Here is a 15,650-nt window from a genome sequence, read left to right on the forward strand (position 1 = left end):
TGCGCCCACGGTACGGAGACTTCGAGGAAGGTCTGTCTGCGACTATTGACTGGTATCGCCACCACGAAGACTGGTGGGCACCCGCTAAAGGAGCCACCGAAGCGTTCTACGCCCGACTCGGGCAATGACGGAGAAGCCAAGCAATGACGGAGTACGGCAAGACGTTGGGTGCCATGGACACCCCGATCCCGGGGCTGACCGTTTGGCAGCTGCCCGTCCACGGCGACAACCGCGGCTGGTTCAAGGAGAACTGGCAGCGCGCGAAGATGATTTCTGCCGGGATGCCGGATTTCGGACCCGTACAACACAACATCGCCTTCAACGAATCGCTGGGCACGACGCGCGGTATCCATGCCGAGCCGTGGGACAAATTCGTTTCGGTTGCGGCCGGACGGGCGTTCGGCGCCTGGGTCGATCTGCGTGCGGGCGAGACTTTCGGGACGGTGTTCACCATCGAACTCGACCCTTCGCGTGCGGTTTTCGTACCCCGTGGGGTTGGCAACGCCTATCAGACCCTCGAGCCGAACACCGTCTACTCCTACCTCGTCAACGATCACTACTCCCCCGACGCGGACTACACCTCGGTGCATCCCGGCGATGAGCGCGTCGCCATCGACTGGCCAATTCCGTTGGACCAAGCGGTGTTGTCGGCCAAGGACCGAGCCCAGCCGCACCTGGCAGAGGTCGAACCCATTCCGCCGCGCAAGACCCTGATCGTCGGGGCGGACGGGCAACTGGGCCGCGCATTGCGCCGTGCGTACGCTGATGCGCCGTCCATCGAATTCGCCGGGCGCGCCGATCTCGACCTAACGGGCGGTGACCTCGCTTCCGCCCGCGCATGGCGTGAGTACGACACGGTCATCAACGCCGCGGCATACACCAACGTCGACGGAGCCGAGACCGCGGAAGGTCGTGCCGCGGCATGGGCCACCAACGTCACCGGTGTAGCGGCCCTGGTGCGGGTCGCCGCTGAGCATGGCATCACCGTCGTGCATATCTCCAGCGACTACGTGTTCGACGGTACGAGCACGACGCCGTACCGCGAGGACCACCCGCCGGCGCCGCTGGGCGTATACGGACAGACCAAGGCCGCCGGCGATCAACTCGTGGCCACGCTTGCGCGTCACTACATCCTGCGCACGTCGTGGGTGATCGGCGACGGGCGCAACTTCGTACGCACCATGTTGTCGCTGGCCAGCAATGACGTGAACCCGGCCGTCGTCGACGATCAGTTCGGACGCTTGACGTTCACCTCGGAGCTGGCGCGGGCGATCCGACACGTCACCGAGTCCCGTGCACCCTATGGCACCTACAACGTGACGGGATCCGGGTCGGTTCGGTCATGGGCACAGATCGCACAACGCACGTTCGCCATCGCCGGCCATGAGCCGAGTCGAGTGACCGGCGTTTCCACCGCCGAGTATTTCGGCCAGGCCACCGGGCCTGCTGCTCCACGCCCGGCCAACAGCGTTCTGGACCTGACGAAGATCGAGTCCACCGGCTTCGTTCCCGTGGATGCCGACGAGATGCTGACGAATTACATCGAACTCGAACAGCAACGCCTGCCGACGCTGAACGCCGCCACCGACTAGCGCTGGTTGCGCGGCTGCCACACCACCAACGCGGTGCTCTTGGCCCGCGGCTGCGCCCGCAGCTCCTCGAGCTCGCGGGTCAACTCCTTGACGCGGGCCTGCAGCGCCTCGACCTGGTTGGTCAACTGGATGATGCGTTTGATCCCCGCGAGGTTGACACCCTCGTCCTGAGATAGCCGCTGCACCTCCCGCAGCAGGTCAACGTCGTGCTGCGAATAGCGCCTGCCGCCACCGGCCGTGCGCTGCGGGCGCACCAGACCCAGCCGGTCATAGGTACGTAGCGTCTGCGCATGCATACCCGCCAACTCGGCGGCCACCGAAATCAGGAACGTGCGCGCTTCATCGTTGGAACGCTTCGCCGCCATCACGCACCTGCCCATCCCGCCCGCGGGTCAAACCCGCTGGCCCGCTCGGCCTTGGCGTACGCCTCCAACGCCTCGACCGCGTCGCCCCCGAGGTTCGTCGGAACGGCCACCTTGACCGTGACGAGCAGGTCGCCGTGGCCACCGGAACGCTTGGGCACCCCACGCCCGCGCACCCGCAGGATCCGTCCGTCCGACGTTCCCTTGGGCACCCGCACGCCGACCTTGCCCTCCAGAGTTGGCACCGAAAGCGTTGTGCCCAATGCTAATTCATGGAAACTCACCGGCACGGTGACGGTCAGGTCGTCGCCCTTGCGGCCGAAAACCTTGTCCGGGCGCACATGTACGGTCACGTACAGGTCACCCGACGGCGCCCCGCGCAGCCCGGCCTCACCCTGTCCGGCCAGCCGGATCCGTTGGCCGTCCTCGACGCCCGGCGGGATCCGCACGTTGATCGTGCGGGTCCGGGTGGTCACACCGGTGCCCTTGCACTCCTGACACGGGTGCTCGATGATCGAGCCGCTGCCCCGGCATTCCGTACACGGTTCGGAGAACCCGAACGCGCCCTGGTTGCGGCTGATCACGCCGGCCCCGTTGCAGTTCGGACACACCTTCGGGCTGGTGCCCGGACGTGCGCCGCTGCCATGACAATTCGTGCACGGCGCGGGGCTGGTGAGGCGCAGCGGCATCGCGACGCCCTTGGTCGCCTCGAGGAACGACAGCTCGGTCTCGGTCTCCAGGTCGTTGCCGCGACGGGGCCGGCTCGGCCGGGGCTGCTGTGCGCCCCGCCCGAACAGACCGCCGAAAAGGTCACCGATGTTCGCACCACCGGTCTGACCGGCCGCATCGAACAAGTCGTTCAGGTTGAACTCGACACCGTCGGAGCCGTAGCCACCACCGAAACCGCCACCACCGCCGCCGCCGAACCGGCCGCGACCGAAGCCACCGTTGGCGAAAAGCCTTCGGGTCTCGTCGTATTCCTTACGCTTGGCCGGGTCGGTCAGCACCTCCTTGGCTTCCGAAACGGCTTTGTACCGTTCCTCTGCCGCCGAGTTACCGGGGTTGCGGTCGGGATGGTTTTCGGCGAGCAGCTTGCGCGCCGCCCGTTTGATCTCCTGGTCGCTGGCGTCAGAGGAGACGCCGAGCTCGGAGTAGAAGTCCTTCTCGACCCATTCACGCTGGGCCATGTCGCGTCACCTCCTTACCATTTGCCTACTCGTTATTAGGATTCTGCTGCCTTCTCGTCCGATTCGTCGGTGTTATCCGACGTGTCGGCGGAATCGGGGACGGTGTCGACGACACCAACCATGGCGTGGCGCAGCACGAAATCGCCGACCTGGTAGCCGCGGCGCATCACGGCGCCCACGACGGGATGGCTGCCGTCGCCCTCGTGCTGAACGGCTTCATGCAACTCGGGATCGAAATCGTCGCCCTCGTCACCGAATGCCGAAAGGCCAAGCCCCTCAAGGATGCTGGTCAGCTTGTCAGCGACCGCCTTGAATGGCCCGGACTCCAGGTCACCGTGGCTGCGCGCCCGGTCCAGGTCGTCGAGCACCGGCAACAGCTCGGTGAGGACGGTGGCCTTGGACCGCTCGGCGATGACCTGCTGGTCACGCAGCGTGCGCTTGCGGTAGTTGTCGTACTCGGCCTTTACCCGCTGAAGTGTGGATTTCAGCTCGGTGACCTCCTGCGGCGAACCCCCGGCTTCCGGGGCCGGCTCGCCAGGAGCCGGCCCGGTCGCCTGTTCACGTACTTCGCCAGTGTCGGGGTCGATACGCCGCTTGTCGGTGACGGTCACCGGCTCGTGCGAATCGTTCTGGCTCACTTGTTCTCCTGGTCCTCGTCGACAACCTCGGCGTCCACCACGTCGTCAGCCGACGAGCCCGTGGCTCCAGCGTCGGCGGCACCGCCGCCTGCGGCCTGTTCGGCCTGGGTCGCCTCGTAGATCGCCTGGCCGAGCGCCTGGCTTTCGACGCCGAGTTGTTCCATCGCGGATTTGATCGCAGCGATATCGGTGCCTTCCAGCGCCTTCTTCGCGTCTCCGATCGCGCCGTCGACCTTGCTCAACGTCTCCTCGGGGACTTTGGATCCGCCTTCGGCCTCGCGCTGTTCAGCGACGAACTTCTCGGTCTGGTACACCAGCGATTCGGCCTGGTTGCGGACGTCGGCCTCCTCACGGCGCTTGCGGTCCTCCTCGGCATGGGCCTCGGCATCCTTGACCATCCGGTCGATCTCCTCCTTGGAGATACCGGAGCCCTCCTGGATGCGGATGGTGTTCTCCTTGCCGGTGCCCTTGTCCTTGGCGGTGACGTGCACGATGCCGTTGGCGTCGATGTCGAACGTCACCTCGATCTGGGGCACACCGCGCGGCGCCGGCGGAATACCGGTCAGCTCGAAGCTGCCGAGCAGCTTGTTGTGCGCGGCGATCTCACGCTCACCCTGATACACCTGGATTTGCACCGACGGCTGGTTGTCGTCGGCGGTGGTGAACGTCTCAGACCGCTTGGTCGGGATCGTGGTGTTGCGCTCGATCAGCTTGGTCATCACGCCGCCCTTGGTCTCGATACCAAGTGACAGCGGCGTAACGTCCAGCAGCAGAACGTCTTTCACCTCACCCTTGAGCACGCCGGCTTGCAGCGCGGCGCCCACCGCGACAACCTCGTCCGGGTTGACGCCCTTGTTGGGCTCCTTGCCACCGGTCATCTCCTTGACCAGATCCGAGACCGCGGGCATCCGGGTGGAGCCGCCGACCAGCACGACGTGGTCGATGTCGGACACCGAGATGCCGGCGTCGGAGATCACCGACTGGAACGGCTTGCGGGCCCGGTCCAGCAGATCCTGGGTGATGCGCTGGAACTCAGCGCGGCTGAGCTGTTCGTCGAGGAAGAGCGGGTTCTTGTCGGCGTCAACGGTGATGTAGGGCAGGTTGATCGATGTCTGCTGGCTTGAGCTCAGCTCGATCTTCGCCTTCTCCGCGGCCTCACGCAGCCGCTGCATCGCCATTTTGTCCTTGGTCAGGTCGATGCCGGAGGTGCCCTTGAACTTCTCGACGAGCCATTCGACGATGCGATCGTCCCAGTCGTCGCCACCGAGGTGGTTGTCGCCGCTGGTGGCACGTACCTCGACGACGCCCTCGCCGATCTCCAGCAGCGAGACGTCGAAGGTGCCGCCACCGAGGTCGAAGACCAGGATGGTCTGTTCCTTCTCGCCCTTGTCCAGCCCGTAGGCCAGCGCTGCGGCGGTGGGTTCGTTGACGATGCGCAACACGTTGAGGCCGGCGATCTGGCCGGCGTCCTTGGTGGCCTGACGCTGGGAGTCGTTGAAGTAAGCGGGCACGGTGATCACCGCGTCGGTGATGTCCTCGCCCAGGTACGCTTCGGCGTCCCGCTTGAGCTTCATCAAGGTCCGCGCGCTGATTTCGGGCGCGCTGTACTTTTTGTCGTCGATCTCCACCGACCAGTCCGAGCCCATGTGGCGCTTGACCGATCTGATGGTCCGGTCGACGTTGGTCACCGCCTGGTTCTTGGCGGGCTGGCCGACCAGCACCTCGCCGTTGCGAGCGAACGCGACGACGGACGGCGTGGTGCGGGAGCCCTCGGAGTTCGCGACGACGACCGGGTCGCCACCCTCCAGTACCGCGACGACCGAGTTGGTGGTTCCGAGGTCGATTCCGACCGCACGAGCCATAGTGTTGCCTCCTGAACTAGTCCTACTAGGGGTCTGAGTGCACCGCACTCAAGACTGCTCCGACGGACCCTATCCTGTCAAACCAGACTTGAGCCCGCTACACTCAAGTGTCAAAGTTGCTAACGGTACGTTTCGCCGGTTTGTTCCCGGCGTGGAGGTGGGACTGCTCGAAGCCGACGCAGTGGCGGTTTCACGCGCTGCGAATCGACCAATGCGTCCGTCTCACGACGGCCGCCCGCCCGCTCGAGTCCAACGAGGCGTGGCGATGACGCTGTGGGTGCTCGAAAAGAGCGCGCACGTTCGTCCGCCGACTACGACCGGCAACGCACATTGGTACGCGACGCGTTCACGAGGCTGGCTACGCCGCCGGACATCTTCGACCGGGTTCGTCGACTGCAACGCGATCTCGCGCACCATCGCCGAATGTGGCATCGCACCGCCATTCCGGACCTCTTCATCGCCGAGACCGCCCTTTTCCACTGCGCGGGAGTCCTCCATCACGACCGTGCGTATGCGCGGATCGCCGAAGTGCGCCCCGACCTGCTCGAGCGCCAAATCGGCTGATACTTCCTAGCATCGGAAGCATGTGCCAATACTGCGGATGTCGCGACATGCCGCTGATCCGCGATTACATCAGCGAGCACGCCTATGTGCTCAACCTCGGCGGCGACGCGGTACGCGCGATCGATCGCGGCGACCTGCAGACCGCGCGCGAACGGCTGGCCGCGATGGCCGACGAACTGCTATCGCACTTCAAGGGCGAGGAGAACGGCCTGTTCGCGGTCATGTCCACCGACGACCTGTTCCTCGAACACATCGAACCGCTCGTGCGCGAGCACCGCGAACTCGAGGAACTGCTCGCCACCGTGGATATCTCCCGCGCCGAGGGCCAGCAGGCCATCCGCGACGCCGTGGAACACCTCTTCGAGCACACCCGAAAAGAAGAGGACGGGCTCTTCCCCGCGGCGCTGACGTCGCTGGACGGTGACCAGTGGGACACCGCGATCCAGGCCTGGCACGACGCCCACCCGGGGCGCGAGATGGTGCGCTGGACCTGACCGCCCGGGGCTGAGGCGGTCAGGCCGACGCGGGCTAGCGCACCGGCGGCGGGTTCACCCCGAACGGCTCAGGGTTGCGGCACGCCAGATACTCGGGCCGCGGACGTGGCGCCGCGAACGGTTCGGTGAGCGCGTTGTCGACCGAGTTGAACACCAGAAAGACGTTCGACCGCGGCAGCGGCGTGATGTTCGATGAGGACCCGTGCAACAGGTTGCAGTCGAACCAGACAGCCGTCCCGGCGGCCCCGGTGAGCTGGTCGATGCCGTACTCGGCGGCGGCCTTGGTCAGCGCGTCCTGATCGGGCACACCGGTTTCCTGTCGCACTAGCGATGAGGTGTGGTGGTTGTCCGGCGTGGCGCCGACACACGGATAGAACACCTCATGAGATCCCGGCATCACCATCAACGGGCCGTTGTAGGGATGGTTGTCGGTCAACGCGATCGAACACGAAACCGCACGCATGAGGGGCATTCCGTCCTCGGCGTGCCAGGTTTCGAAATCCGAATGCCAGTAGAACCCGGTACCGGTGAACCCCGGCATCATGTTAATCCGGGCCTGGTGAATGTAGACATCGCTGCCGAGCAACTGCCGGGCCACCGGTATCACGGTCTCCAGCCCGACGACCTCCGCGACGAGATCGCTGATCAGGTGCGGCTCAAACACCGAGCGGATACTGCCCCCGCCCGGCTCGTAGATCACCCGCGGGTCGTCGCGGTCGAGTTCAGCACCCATCCGCTCGAGTTCCTGGCGCAGCGGCGGCAGCCAGTCCTCGCCGAGCGTGCGGGGGCGCACCATATAGCCGGCCCGCGCGAAGCTGTCCAACGCGTCCTTGCTGAGCGGGCCGTCGTGCGGACCGCCCCACACCGTCGGCTCTTCCCGGGGAATCGGGGAAATCGCATGGCCCAACCGCGTCGGATACCGGTCGCGGACGCGCGGCATCGTCACGGTACTCATGCTATCTGCGGTGGCGGATAAGCGCCGGTCTCGTCGTGGACTTCGAGGCCGGTCACCGGCGGGTTGAAGACGCACAGCATCCTGAGCTGTTCGTCGCAGGTGACCCGGTGCCGTTCGTGGCCGTCGAGCAGATACATCGTCCCCGGGCCCAAAGCAAACTTTTCCCCGGTCTCGAGGTTGGTCAACGAACCGCTGCCTTCGACGACCCACACCGCCTCGACGTGGTGCTGATAGTGGAACTCGCTGACCGAGTTCGCGTTGATGGTGGTCTCGTGGAACGAGAACCCCACACCGTCACCGGCGAGGATGATCCGCTTGGACCTCCACGCACCGTCTGAAACGTCACGTTCGGTGCCGGTGATTTCTGCGGTAGTACGCACAATCATGGATCGAACACTTTCTATGCAGTGACCGTTGCATCGACAGCCTCAGCGAGGATGTCCATGCCGGTCTCGAGATCTTCCTGCGAAATGGTAAGCGGTGGGAGAAGTTTGACCACTTCGTCCGAGGGACCGCTAGTCTCCATCAGCGCACCGCGGTCGAACGCGGCGCGGCACACCGCGGAGGCCAGCTCGGTGTCCTCGAACTTCAGCCCCTGCGCCATCCCCCGGCCTCGTGCGGAGACGCCGTCGTGGGCGGCAGCGATCTCCTCGAGACGCTTACGCATGAACTTGCCCTTTTTCACCGTTTCGTCGGTGAAATCCGAACTCTGCCAGAAGGACTTGAGCGCCTGCGTGGCGGTGATGAACGCCGGGTTGTGGCCGCGGAAGGTGCCGTTGTGCTCACCGGGAGTCCAGACATCCAGATCACGGCGGAACAGCGTCAGCGCCATGGGCAGCCCGTAGCCGCTGATCGATTTCGACAGCGTCACGATGTCGGGTGTGATACCGGCCTCTTCGAAGCTGAAGAACGGACCCGTTCGGCCGCAACCCATTTGAACGTCGTCGACGATCAGCAGGATGTCGCGCTCACGGCACAGTTTTTCCAGCGCCTGCAGCCATTCGATGCGGGCGACGTTGAGCCCACCTTCGCCCTGCACGGTTTCGACGATCACGGCGGCCGGCCGGTTGAGCCCGCTACCGGAGTCGTCGAGAACACGCTCGAACCAGTGGAAGTCCTCGGTGACGCCGTCGAAGTAGTTGTCGTACGGCATCGGGGTCGCGTGCACCAGGGGGATACCCGCGCCGGCACGCTTCATCGAGTTGCCGGTCACCGAAAGCGCACCCAGCGTCATCCCGTGAAAAGCGTTGGTGAAGCTGATGATCGATTCGCGCCCGGTCACCTTCCTGGCCAGCTTCAGCGCCGCCTCGACCGAGTTGGCGCCGGTCGGCCCCGGAAACTGCACCTTGTAGTCCAGGTTGCGCGGCTTCAGGATCACGCGTTCAAACGTTTCCAGGAAGTCCGTCTTCGCGGACGTGGCGACGTCCAGGGAATGCACGATTCCGTCGGACGCCAGATAATCCAGAAGGGGCTTTTTGAGCAACGGGTTGTTGTGCCCGTAGTTCAATGCTCCTGCACCGGCGAAGAAGTCGAGATACCGCCGACCGGCCGTATCGGTGACCAAGGAACCCTGAGCGCGCTCCATGACCGCCGGCCAGCCGCGGCAGTAGCTGCGCACTTCGGATTCCACCGAGCTATAGACATCGGGAAGCTCCGATTCGGATAGGGGGGTCAATGTTGCGAGCGACATACAGTCAATCCTCAGTTTCAGATAATCAGTTTACTTTTTGTCGGACATTTCGTTCGGTAGAGCTGCCGTGATCGGTCCGATCCGCAGCAACGGCTCGTCTTCGTGCTCGCCATCAGCGGCGAGCAGCTCGGAGCTGAAGTGCGGACTCTCGGTCAACGGCACCCCATGGCGTCGGGCGAACGCACCGAAGAACGCTCGCGACGCCGAGTTGCTCGGCGCGACGGTGGTCTCCACGGTGACGGGGTGGCCACAGCGGTCGCTGCGCACGCGGTGTACCAGGGCGTCGAGCATGGCGCTGGCCAAGCCCTGACCGCGGGCGGCATCAGAGACCGCTACCTGCCAGACGAACAACACATCCGGTCGGGCCGGCGGGTGATAGCCGGTGATGAGCCCGCAGAGTTTGCCGTCTCGATCCGCCACGATTGAGGTATCCGCGAAATCCGTCGCCAACAACAGGTAGGCGTACGACGAATTGAGATCCAGCACGCCGGTGGCAGCAACTAATCGGTGCATTGCGAGCGCATCTGCAGCCACCGGTGAACGCAGCGAATCTGCCCACGCGTGCGGGGCACGATTTAGAGCGGACATAACCAGTTAGCAGTCACCACCGAGCAGTTGTCGACCATCGTCAGTTCAGTTCATCGGTGAACCGACCGTAAGCGAGGCCCACTAGCCGATCAAGCGCGACGACCGGCCAAATCGGCCGCCAGAACGTCCCCTCCACCCCGCAAACCTGCGCAAACACGAACCCAGAGCGTGCCGGGCGGCGGAGCCCGGCTGTTATCGAATTGTTACCAAAACCCGGCATCGGGTGAGCTGCGCCACTGCGTCGCTCTAGGCTGACGCTCGTGATCTCTCTGGCGAATTTCCGGGTCTTTGTCGAACCGCAACAAGGTGCCTCCTACGCCGACCAACTTGCGGTCGCCCGCGCCGCCGAACAACTCGGCTACTCGGCGTTCTTTCGGTCAGACCACTACCTCGCGATGAGCGGTGAGGGTTTGCCCGGCCCCACCGATTCCTGGGTCACACTGGCCGGCATCGCGCGCGAGACGTCCTCGATCCGGCTGGGCACCTTGGTCACCTCGGCGACGTTCCGCTATCCGGGTCCGCTGGCCATCTCCGTCGCTCAGGTCGAAGACATGAGCGGCGGACGAGTTGAACTCGGTCTGGGCGCCGGCTGGTTCGAGGCCGAGCACATCGGTTACGCGATCCCGTTCCCGTCTGTCGGCGAGCGGTTCGACCGACTCACCGAACAGCTGCGCATCCTCACCGGGCTGTGGACGACGCCACCCGGCGAAACGTTCGACTACGCGGGCACCTACTACACCGTGACCAAGTCGCCCGCGCTTCCCAAACCCGTGCAGGCGCCGCACCCGCCGATCATCATCGGCGGCACCGGCGCCAAGCGCACCCCGCAGTTGGCCGCGGAGTACGCCGCCGAATTCAACGTGCCGTTCGTCTCCCTCGATGTGGCCAAGACCCAGATCAAGCGGGTCAGTACGGCGCTGGCCGACGCCGGACGCTCCGTCGACTCGATGACGTTCTCGGCGGCGTTCGTGATCTGCGCGGGCCGCGACGAGGCCGAGATCGCCCGGCGCGCAGCCGCGATCGGCCGCGAGGTCGACGAGCTGCGCAGCAACTCCCCGCTGGTGGGCACGCCCGCCGAGATCGCCGACAAGCTCGCCGGGTATACCGATGCCGGCATCCAGCGCGTTTACCTGCAGCTTCTGGACATGTCCGACCTGGATCACCTGGAGTTCTTCGCCCGCGAAGTCGTTCCTGCGCTGCGCTGAGCGCGCGCCGTTGAAGCGCTCCGCGGCTACGATTCGTCCCGTGACCCGCCGGGACGACGATCGCGAGGATGGGCAGCCCTGGCACAACCGCACGCCCAGCCTCGTCGGTGCGAGCATCGCCGCGCTGGCGGTGATCGCCGTTCTGGTGCTCGCCGCGACGGCGATGGCCCGCCAGTTCAGCGCGCCCGAACAGGCTCCGCTCAATTTCGTCGAACCCGCCTATTCGGCGCCGACCACCCGGTCGGCCACCCCGACCGCCACCACCCACACGGTCACCACCACCAGCCCGCCGCAGACCACCGACCTGTCGGCGCTCGAGACGACCTCGGAAACCACGTCGGAAACCGAGACCTCCAGCGCCGAGGCGACCGTCGAGACCGACGACGAAGAGGAGTCGACGGAGACCAGTACCCGTCGCAAGCCGCGCACAAATGTGACGCGCACGCTCTATCCGCTGCCCTGAGCGCCTACTATCGGAGGCCGTGGCGCGATACGGACCTCCGAACGACCCGAACGACCCGAACTACCCCGACGACTCACCGACGGAGTACTACGGCACGCCGCCCGAGGAGCCGACGCCGTGGTATCGCAAACCGGCCGCGCTGGTTGCGCTCGGTGCGTTGGGCGCGGTGGTGATCGCGCTGATCGTGTGGGGTCTGGCCCAATTGATCGCCGGCGGTGACGAACCGACCGATTCCGAAACGTTGACCCCGCTGACCACCACGACGAGGTCGGTCGTGACGACCGTGCCCACACGCGAAACCGTCACGGAGACAGTCACTCCGACCACCACACCGCCGCCGCCGACAACCACGACCACTACGACCACGGCCCCACCGACGACAACCACCACCACCGAGCCGACCACCAGCGTCAGCACCAGCACAGAAACGGTGACCCAGACCGAGACCGTCACCGCGCCACCCGAGGGCGAAGGCTGAGCCGGTCACGTCCTGCCGATTGACTCTGCGGTGAGGGCGCGATTTCAGCCGATTTCACGCCCTGAGCGCAGAGTCAACGCGATGGGGACCGGCCGCGCGCGGCGTATTCGGCCACCAACGCCTCCGCGCTGCGCACCGCCGCGCGGCACGCCCGCGTAGTGAACGGGTCGTTGAGCGGATGCTCGGCACGTCGGCGCCAGCGCTGCGTCGCCGCGAACGCCGCCCTGGGGCCGTCATAGGGTGCGTCGGGCTGCAGCCCGAGCCTGCTCGCGGCGTCGGTGCCCGATCCGCCGATGATCCGTCGCAGCGATGCCATCTCGTCGTCGTTCAATGTCGTTGGTCGCGAATGTAATTGGGAGAGCAACCGCAGCTCTTCGAAGGCGTGGGTGTCGGCGAGGAGCGGGTCGATGTCGGCGATGATGTAGGGCGTGGCGTAGATCGGGTTGACCTCGACGAACCGCCGCAGCGACAGCAGGGCGGTGTGGGCTTTGAGCAGGTCCGAACGCTGCGCGAACTGTTGGTCGATGACCTCGCGCAACGACACCAAGCCGCTGCGCTCCAGCAGTTCGTCGGCCAAACTCACGGAATCGGTGACGCCGGCGCGCAATACCGCGATCGAGATCCTGATCCCGAACATCCCGAACCGGTCCAGCAGCGCCGCGCGGGTGGCCGCGTCGACCGGTAGCGAGATGTCCTCTCGCACGAACCGGTCCACTGACAACATCGCCTTGGTGAGCTCGGCGGCGTCCACCCCGGCGAGCTTCTCGAGCGCCACGAACTCACTTTGCCGCAGCGTACGTGCGGTCAGTGCGAGCAGGCCCGACACCGGGACCACCGCCTGACAGATGCCGGTGCGGTCCATTTCGCTGGTGAACCGGGTCGCCACATCCTTGGCTGACAGCATTGCGTCAATGCGTCCGGCGCCGATCTCGTCGGCGCGCGACACCACGCCGATCACGCCGAGCGCCCCCGCCGAACCGCCCACCAACTCGCCGATCTGCGTGAGCAGTGCGATGTCTGGCGCATTCAGGGTCCGCAGCAGAAACACCACGGCGTCCACCCGCGGCACGCCGTCGTCGGGCACCAACAGCCGCAGCGTGCGCTCGGAGACATCGCGGTTCAGCGACGACGTTCCGGGCGTGTCGATGATGGTGGTGTCGATGAGTTCAGCGGCCGGCCATTCCACGTCGAGGTCGACGACGTCCTCGGGATCGAGGCTGGCGAAGTCAAACGTGAGACCGCCCGCCTCGGGATCCCGGCCGATCGGCACGTTGGAGTGTCGACCGCCGACGTGGTTGGCGGTCACCTTCGGCGTGGGACCGTGCCGGAACCATGTCACGATGCGGGTGGCCTCGGTGGCATCGGTGGGCGCAATATCCTCTCCCACAAGGGCATTGACCAGAGTCGACTTACCCGCCTTCAAGGTTCCGGCCAGCGCGATGCGGATCGGCTGGTTCAGCCGACGCCCGATGCGGTCCAACTCGTTGTGCACGTCGGGGCGATCGCGGTATGCGGGATCGGCGCGGTAGGCCAGCGTCGTTCCGGCCAGGATCGCGCGCACCTGATCACTCGTGCTCATCTCGCGCTACAGCTTAGGCAGTCGAGTGGCCACTTATGGCACGCCGTACACGAGTTCGCGTGTCATATCTGGCCGCTCGGCCGGGCGTGGTCGAGCACCTGCCGCAGGATGTTGAGCTGACGCTCGAGTTCGCGGATCCGGTTGTTGCGTTCGGTCTCCTCGAGTTTGGCCGAGGCGATCGTGGCCTGCAGCGACTCGTTGAGCGAACGGGTGGTCTGGTTGGCGATACCGCGGTAGTGGTCGCGCAGCTGGCGTTGGATGCCCTTGAGGCGATCGCGCGACTCCTTGCTCACCACGAACTGCGTGTCGTCGATGAACCGGCGGGTGTTCAGCTTCGCCTCGTTTCGCACCCGCATCATGCGGTTCTCCATGTTCTCCTTGTAGGCGGTGCGCCCCATCAGCAGCCCGGCGCCGAGGGACAGCGGGTTGAACATGCCCAGCCCGGCAAACGACGTCATCATGCCGAACATCAGCACGCCGCCGTAGGACCCCTGCATACCCATCGTGAGCTTTCGCCCCTTGCCGAGCGGCCTGGCCTCGAGGTTGGCCAACGACTTGATCTCACCGAGGCTGGCGCCCATGTCGCTGGGGTCGATCCGGGGCATCTTGACCGCATCCAGCCCCGCTTCTACGAACGTGCGCGCGACTTCGGCGGCCAGCACCTCGGCCCGCTGGTAGGCCCACACGAAGTTGTCACCGACCGCGGTGGCGACCGCGTTCTCCAGCTCGGCGCCGATCTCGGCCCAGTGATGCGTGGGATCGCAGGTGTCGATCACCTTTTCGATGCGTTGGCTGATCACCCGGAACCGGTTGCGCAGGTCGTGGTCGACGTCGGCGGTCAGATCCGAGATCCCGTCGTTGAGCACCTGCTGCCACAGCGCCGTCTGCTGCAGAGCGTCCTGGGCCTCCTGTTTGCGCTGCTCGAGTTCGTTTTCGAGCCGCTCCCGGGTTTCGGGATCGTTCAGAGCCGCCAGCTCGGATTCCACGGACATCGTCAGATGCTCAGCAGCGGAACGTATTTCACCAATCGTTAGGTTGCGGATCCGGTCGTTCTGCTGGGCCAACACCTCTTCGCTGAGGAACCTCACGATGGCGGGGAAGTTCGATTCCTCGTTGAGCTCTTTGTCGTTGAGCGCGATGGCGTGGCTGCGCAGCAGAGACGACGACGGGATGATCGGGATGTCCAGTCCTGCCCGGTGCAGATGCGCCTTGTTGGCGTCGACGATCTGGCGCCAATGCGGGTACAGGTCGGTTTTGGTGGCGATTATCGTTGCCAACGGGCAGATTTCGAATGCCTGCCGCATGAACGTCATCTCGGGTTCGGTGAACTCCTGGCTGGTATCGCTACACATCAGCAGCGCGTCGGCGTCGGGCATCAGGCCAAGGGTCGCCGAAAGGTGCGGCTGACCGTGGCCGCCGACACCTGGGGTGTCCACGAACGCGAGCCCGTTCTTCAACAGGGGGCTGGCCGCGGTGACCTCCACCCGCAGCACTTCTCGCCCTGCGGCTTGCGGTGCACGGCGCAGATCGTTCGTGACGTCGGCCATCGGAATCTCGACCTCGTCGGGCTCTTCGCCTTCGCCGCGCGCCACGATGAGCTTCGCCGTAGCGGTTTCGCCGTAGGACACCACGGTCGGGAGCACGGTGCTCTCGTCATCGCCGACCCGCGCGACCGGCACGTTGAGCAACGAGTTCAACAGCTGGCTCTTGCCCTGTTTGAGCTGACCGGCGACCACCACCCGAATCTGCGGGTCCGTCACCCGAGTTTTGGCTCGGGCCAACCGCTCGACCAGGTCAGCGCGTTCGTGCGCATCGGCGATCTTGCTGGTGTGGTCAATCAACTCGACGAGGACTTTGACCGGTTTGGCCGGCCCGCCGGCCGTGACCGGTTTGGCCTTGCCTGAGTCCTTCGCTTGCGTCATGGGTCCCTCTTGTCGAAACACGCCATTCACTCACGGTAGACGCGCCAACTGGCGGGGATCAGACTTCGATC

At 65.4% G+C, this 15,650-nt stretch carries 15 protein-coding genes and 1 pseudogene; 6 read left to right on the forward strand and 10 right to left on the reverse strand.

Translation table 11 applies throughout. From position 1 onward, the window contains the following. Window positions 1-143 precede the first annotated feature (143 nt). The gene (locus tag ABQF13_RS09325) at window positions 144-1,592 is read left to right on the forward strand and encodes a sugar nucleotide-binding protein (protein WP_448392440.1); all 1,449 of its coding nucleotides are present in this window, start codon (window positions 144-146) and stop codon (window positions 1,590-1,592) included. Here the strand turns inward: ABQF13_RS09325 and ABQF13_RS09330 are convergent. The 4 genes from ABQF13_RS09330 to dnaK are packed head-to-tail and all read right to left on the reverse strand — an operon-like array spanning window position 1,589 to window position 5,641. After that, on the reverse strand, window positions 1,589-1,957 hold the full coding sequence (locus ABQF13_RS09330) for a heat shock protein transcriptional repressor HspR (protein ID WP_448392441.1): 369 nt from the start codon (window positions 1,955-1,957) through the stop codon (window positions 1,589-1,591). The two genes, ABQF13_RS09325 and ABQF13_RS09330, sit on opposite strands and share 4 nt — an antisense overlap. Continuing rightward, the gene (gene dnaJ / locus ABQF13_RS09335) at window positions 1,957-3,141 is read right to left on the reverse strand and encodes a molecular chaperone DnaJ (protein WP_448392442.1); all 1,185 of its coding nucleotides are present in this window, start codon (window positions 3,139-3,141) and stop codon (window positions 1,957-1,959) included. Before dnaJ ends, ABQF13_RS09330 begins: the two co-directional genes overlap by 1 nt. Before the next feature lie 35 nt (window positions 3,142-3,176). Beyond that, the gene (gene grpE, locus ABQF13_RS09340; RefSeq protein WP_448392443.1) at window positions 3,177-3,779 is read right to left on the reverse strand and encodes a nucleotide exchange factor GrpE; all 603 of its coding nucleotides are present in this window, start codon (window positions 3,777-3,779) and stop codon (window positions 3,177-3,179) included. Continuing rightward, on the reverse strand, window positions 3,776-5,641 hold the full coding sequence (dnaK, locus tag ABQF13_RS09345) for a molecular chaperone DnaK (protein ID WP_448392444.1): 1,866 nt from the start codon (window positions 5,639-5,641) through the stop codon (window positions 3,776-3,778). The genes grpE and dnaK overlap by 4 nt, the downstream gene beginning before the upstream one ends. Before the next feature lie 294 nt (window positions 5,642-5,935). Here dnaK and ABQF13_RS09350 point away from each other — a divergent pair. Continuing rightward, a pseudogene (locus ABQF13_RS09350) lies at window positions 5,936-6,205 on the forward strand (PIN domain-containing protein); the annotation flags it as partial. A 20-nt stretch (window positions 6,206-6,225) separates the two neighbouring features. Then, window positions 6,226-6,699: a hemerythrin domain-containing protein gene (locus tag ABQF13_RS09355; protein WP_448392445.1), complete on the forward strand. Its 474-nt coding sequence runs from the start codon at window positions 6,226-6,228 to the stop codon at window positions 6,697-6,699. A gap of 34 nt (window positions 6,700-6,733) precedes the next feature. Here the strand turns inward: ABQF13_RS09355 and thpD are convergent, their stop codons facing one another. Genes thpD through ectA form a run of 4 tightly spaced genes read right to left on the reverse strand, consistent with a single transcriptional unit; the run spans window position 6,734 to window position 9,932 of the window. Beyond that, complete coding sequence (gene thpD, locus ABQF13_RS09360) at window positions 6,734-7,654, reverse strand: ectoine hydroxylase (RefSeq protein WP_448392446.1); 921 nt, start codon at window positions 7,652-7,654, stop codon at window positions 6,734-6,736. After that, entirely contained in the window at window positions 7,651-8,040 is a 390-nt protein-coding gene (locus ABQF13_RS09365; RefSeq protein ID WP_448392447.1) for an ectoine synthase, read from the reverse strand. Before ABQF13_RS09365 ends, thpD begins: the two co-directional genes overlap by 4 nt. Before the next feature lie 14 nt (window positions 8,041-8,054). Beyond that, window positions 8,055-9,344: a diaminobutyrate--2-oxoglutarate transaminase gene (gene ectB, locus ABQF13_RS09370; protein WP_448392448.1), complete on the reverse strand. Its 1,290-nt coding sequence runs from the start codon at window positions 9,342-9,344 to the stop codon at window positions 8,055-8,057. A 30-nt stretch (window positions 9,345-9,374) separates the two neighbouring features. Continuing rightward, window positions 9,375-9,932, reverse strand: a complete 558-nt coding sequence (ectA, locus tag ABQF13_RS09375; RefSeq protein ID WP_448392449.1) for a diaminobutyrate acetyltransferase — start codon at window positions 9,930-9,932, stop codon at window positions 9,375-9,377. Window positions 9,933-10,195: 263 nt separating this feature from the next. On the opposite strand from ectA, the gene ABQF13_RS09380 reads away from it, so the two are divergent. From ABQF13_RS09380 to ABQF13_RS09390, 3 genes are read left to right on the forward strand one after another with little or no spacing between them, the layout of a single operon-like run. Next, window positions 10,196-11,137, forward strand: coding sequence for an LLM class F420-dependent oxidoreductase (locus ABQF13_RS09380; protein WP_448392681.1), 942 nt, complete (start codon window positions 10,196-10,198; stop codon window positions 11,135-11,137). A gap of 40 nt (window positions 11,138-11,177) precedes the next feature. Continuing rightward, window positions 11,178-11,600, forward strand: a complete 423-nt coding sequence (locus ABQF13_RS09385) for a hypothetical protein (RefSeq protein ID WP_448392450.1) — start codon at window positions 11,178-11,180, stop codon at window positions 11,598-11,600. A 19-nt stretch (window positions 11,601-11,619) separates the two neighbouring features. Then, the gene (locus ABQF13_RS09390; RefSeq protein ID WP_448392451.1) at window positions 11,620-12,078 is read left to right on the forward strand and encodes a hypothetical protein; all 459 of its coding nucleotides are present in this window, start codon (window positions 11,620-11,622) and stop codon (window positions 12,076-12,078) included. 73 nt (window positions 12,079-12,151) lie between these two features. On the opposite strand, the gene ABQF13_RS09395 is transcribed toward ABQF13_RS09390, so the two are convergent. Both ABQF13_RS09395 and ABQF13_RS09400 read right to left on the reverse strand, forming a co-directional pair. After that, window positions 12,152-13,657 (reverse strand): dynamin family protein, encoded by a 1,506-nt coding sequence (locus ABQF13_RS09395; protein ID WP_448392452.1) that lies wholly within the window; start codon window positions 13,655-13,657, stop codon window positions 12,152-12,154. Between the two features lie 62 nt (window positions 13,658-13,719). Continuing rightward, window positions 13,720-15,579 carry a dynamin family protein gene (locus tag ABQF13_RS09400; protein ID WP_448392453.1) on the reverse strand — a complete coding sequence of 620 codons (1,860 nt, stop codon included), beginning with the start codon at window positions 15,577-15,579 and terminating at the stop codon, window positions 13,720-13,722. Window positions 15,580-15,650 lie beyond the last annotated feature (71 nt).

The sequence above is a fragment of the Mycolicibacterium sp. XJ879 genome, assembly GCF_053483935.1.

What these genes read in the sequence shown, in the direction of transcription:
- ABQF13_RS09355 (WP_448392445.1), top strand. Translation starts at nt 6,226, where the DNA reads ATGTGCCAATACTGCGGATGTCGCGACATGCCGCTGATCCGCGATTAC.
- ABQF13_RS09365 (WP_448392447.1), bottom strand. Translation starts at nt 8,040, where the DNA reads ATGATTGTGCGTACTACCGCAGAAATCACCGGCACCGAACGTGACGTT.
- ABQF13_RS09325 (WP_448392440.1), top strand. Translation starts at nt 144, where the DNA reads ATGACGGAGTACGGCAAGACGTTGGGTGCCATGGACACCCCGATCCCG.
- dnaJ (WP_448392442.1), bottom strand. Translation starts at nt 3,141, where the DNA reads ATGGCCCAGCGTGAATGGGTCGAGAAGGACTTCTACTCCGAGCTCGGC.
- ABQF13_RS09395 (WP_448392452.1), bottom strand. Translation starts at nt 13,657, where the DNA reads ATGAGCACGAGTGATCAGGTGCGCGCGATCCTGGCCGGAACGACGCTG.
- ectB (WP_448392448.1), bottom strand. Translation starts at nt 9,344, where the DNA reads ATGTCGCTCGCAACATTGACCCCCCTATCCGAATCGGAGCTTCCCGAT.
- ABQF13_RS09400 (WP_448392453.1), bottom strand. Translation starts at nt 15,579, where the DNA reads ATGACGCAAGCGAAGGACTCAGGCAAGGCCAAACCGGTCACGGCCGGC.
- thpD (WP_448392446.1), bottom strand. Translation starts at nt 7,654, where the DNA reads ATGAGTACCGTGACGATGCCGCGCGTCCGCGACCGGTATCCGACGCGG.
- ectA (WP_448392449.1), bottom strand. Translation starts at nt 9,932, where the DNA reads ATGTCCGCTCTAAATCGTGCCCCGCACGCGTGGGCAGATTCGCTGCGT.
- ABQF13_RS09330 (WP_448392441.1), bottom strand. Translation starts at nt 1,957, where the DNA reads ATGGCGGCGAAGCGTTCCAACGATGAAGCGCGCACGTTCCTGATTTCG.
- dnaK (WP_448392444.1), bottom strand. Translation starts at nt 5,641, where the DNA reads ATGGCTCGTGCGGTCGGAATCGACCTCGGAACCACCAACTCGGTCGTC.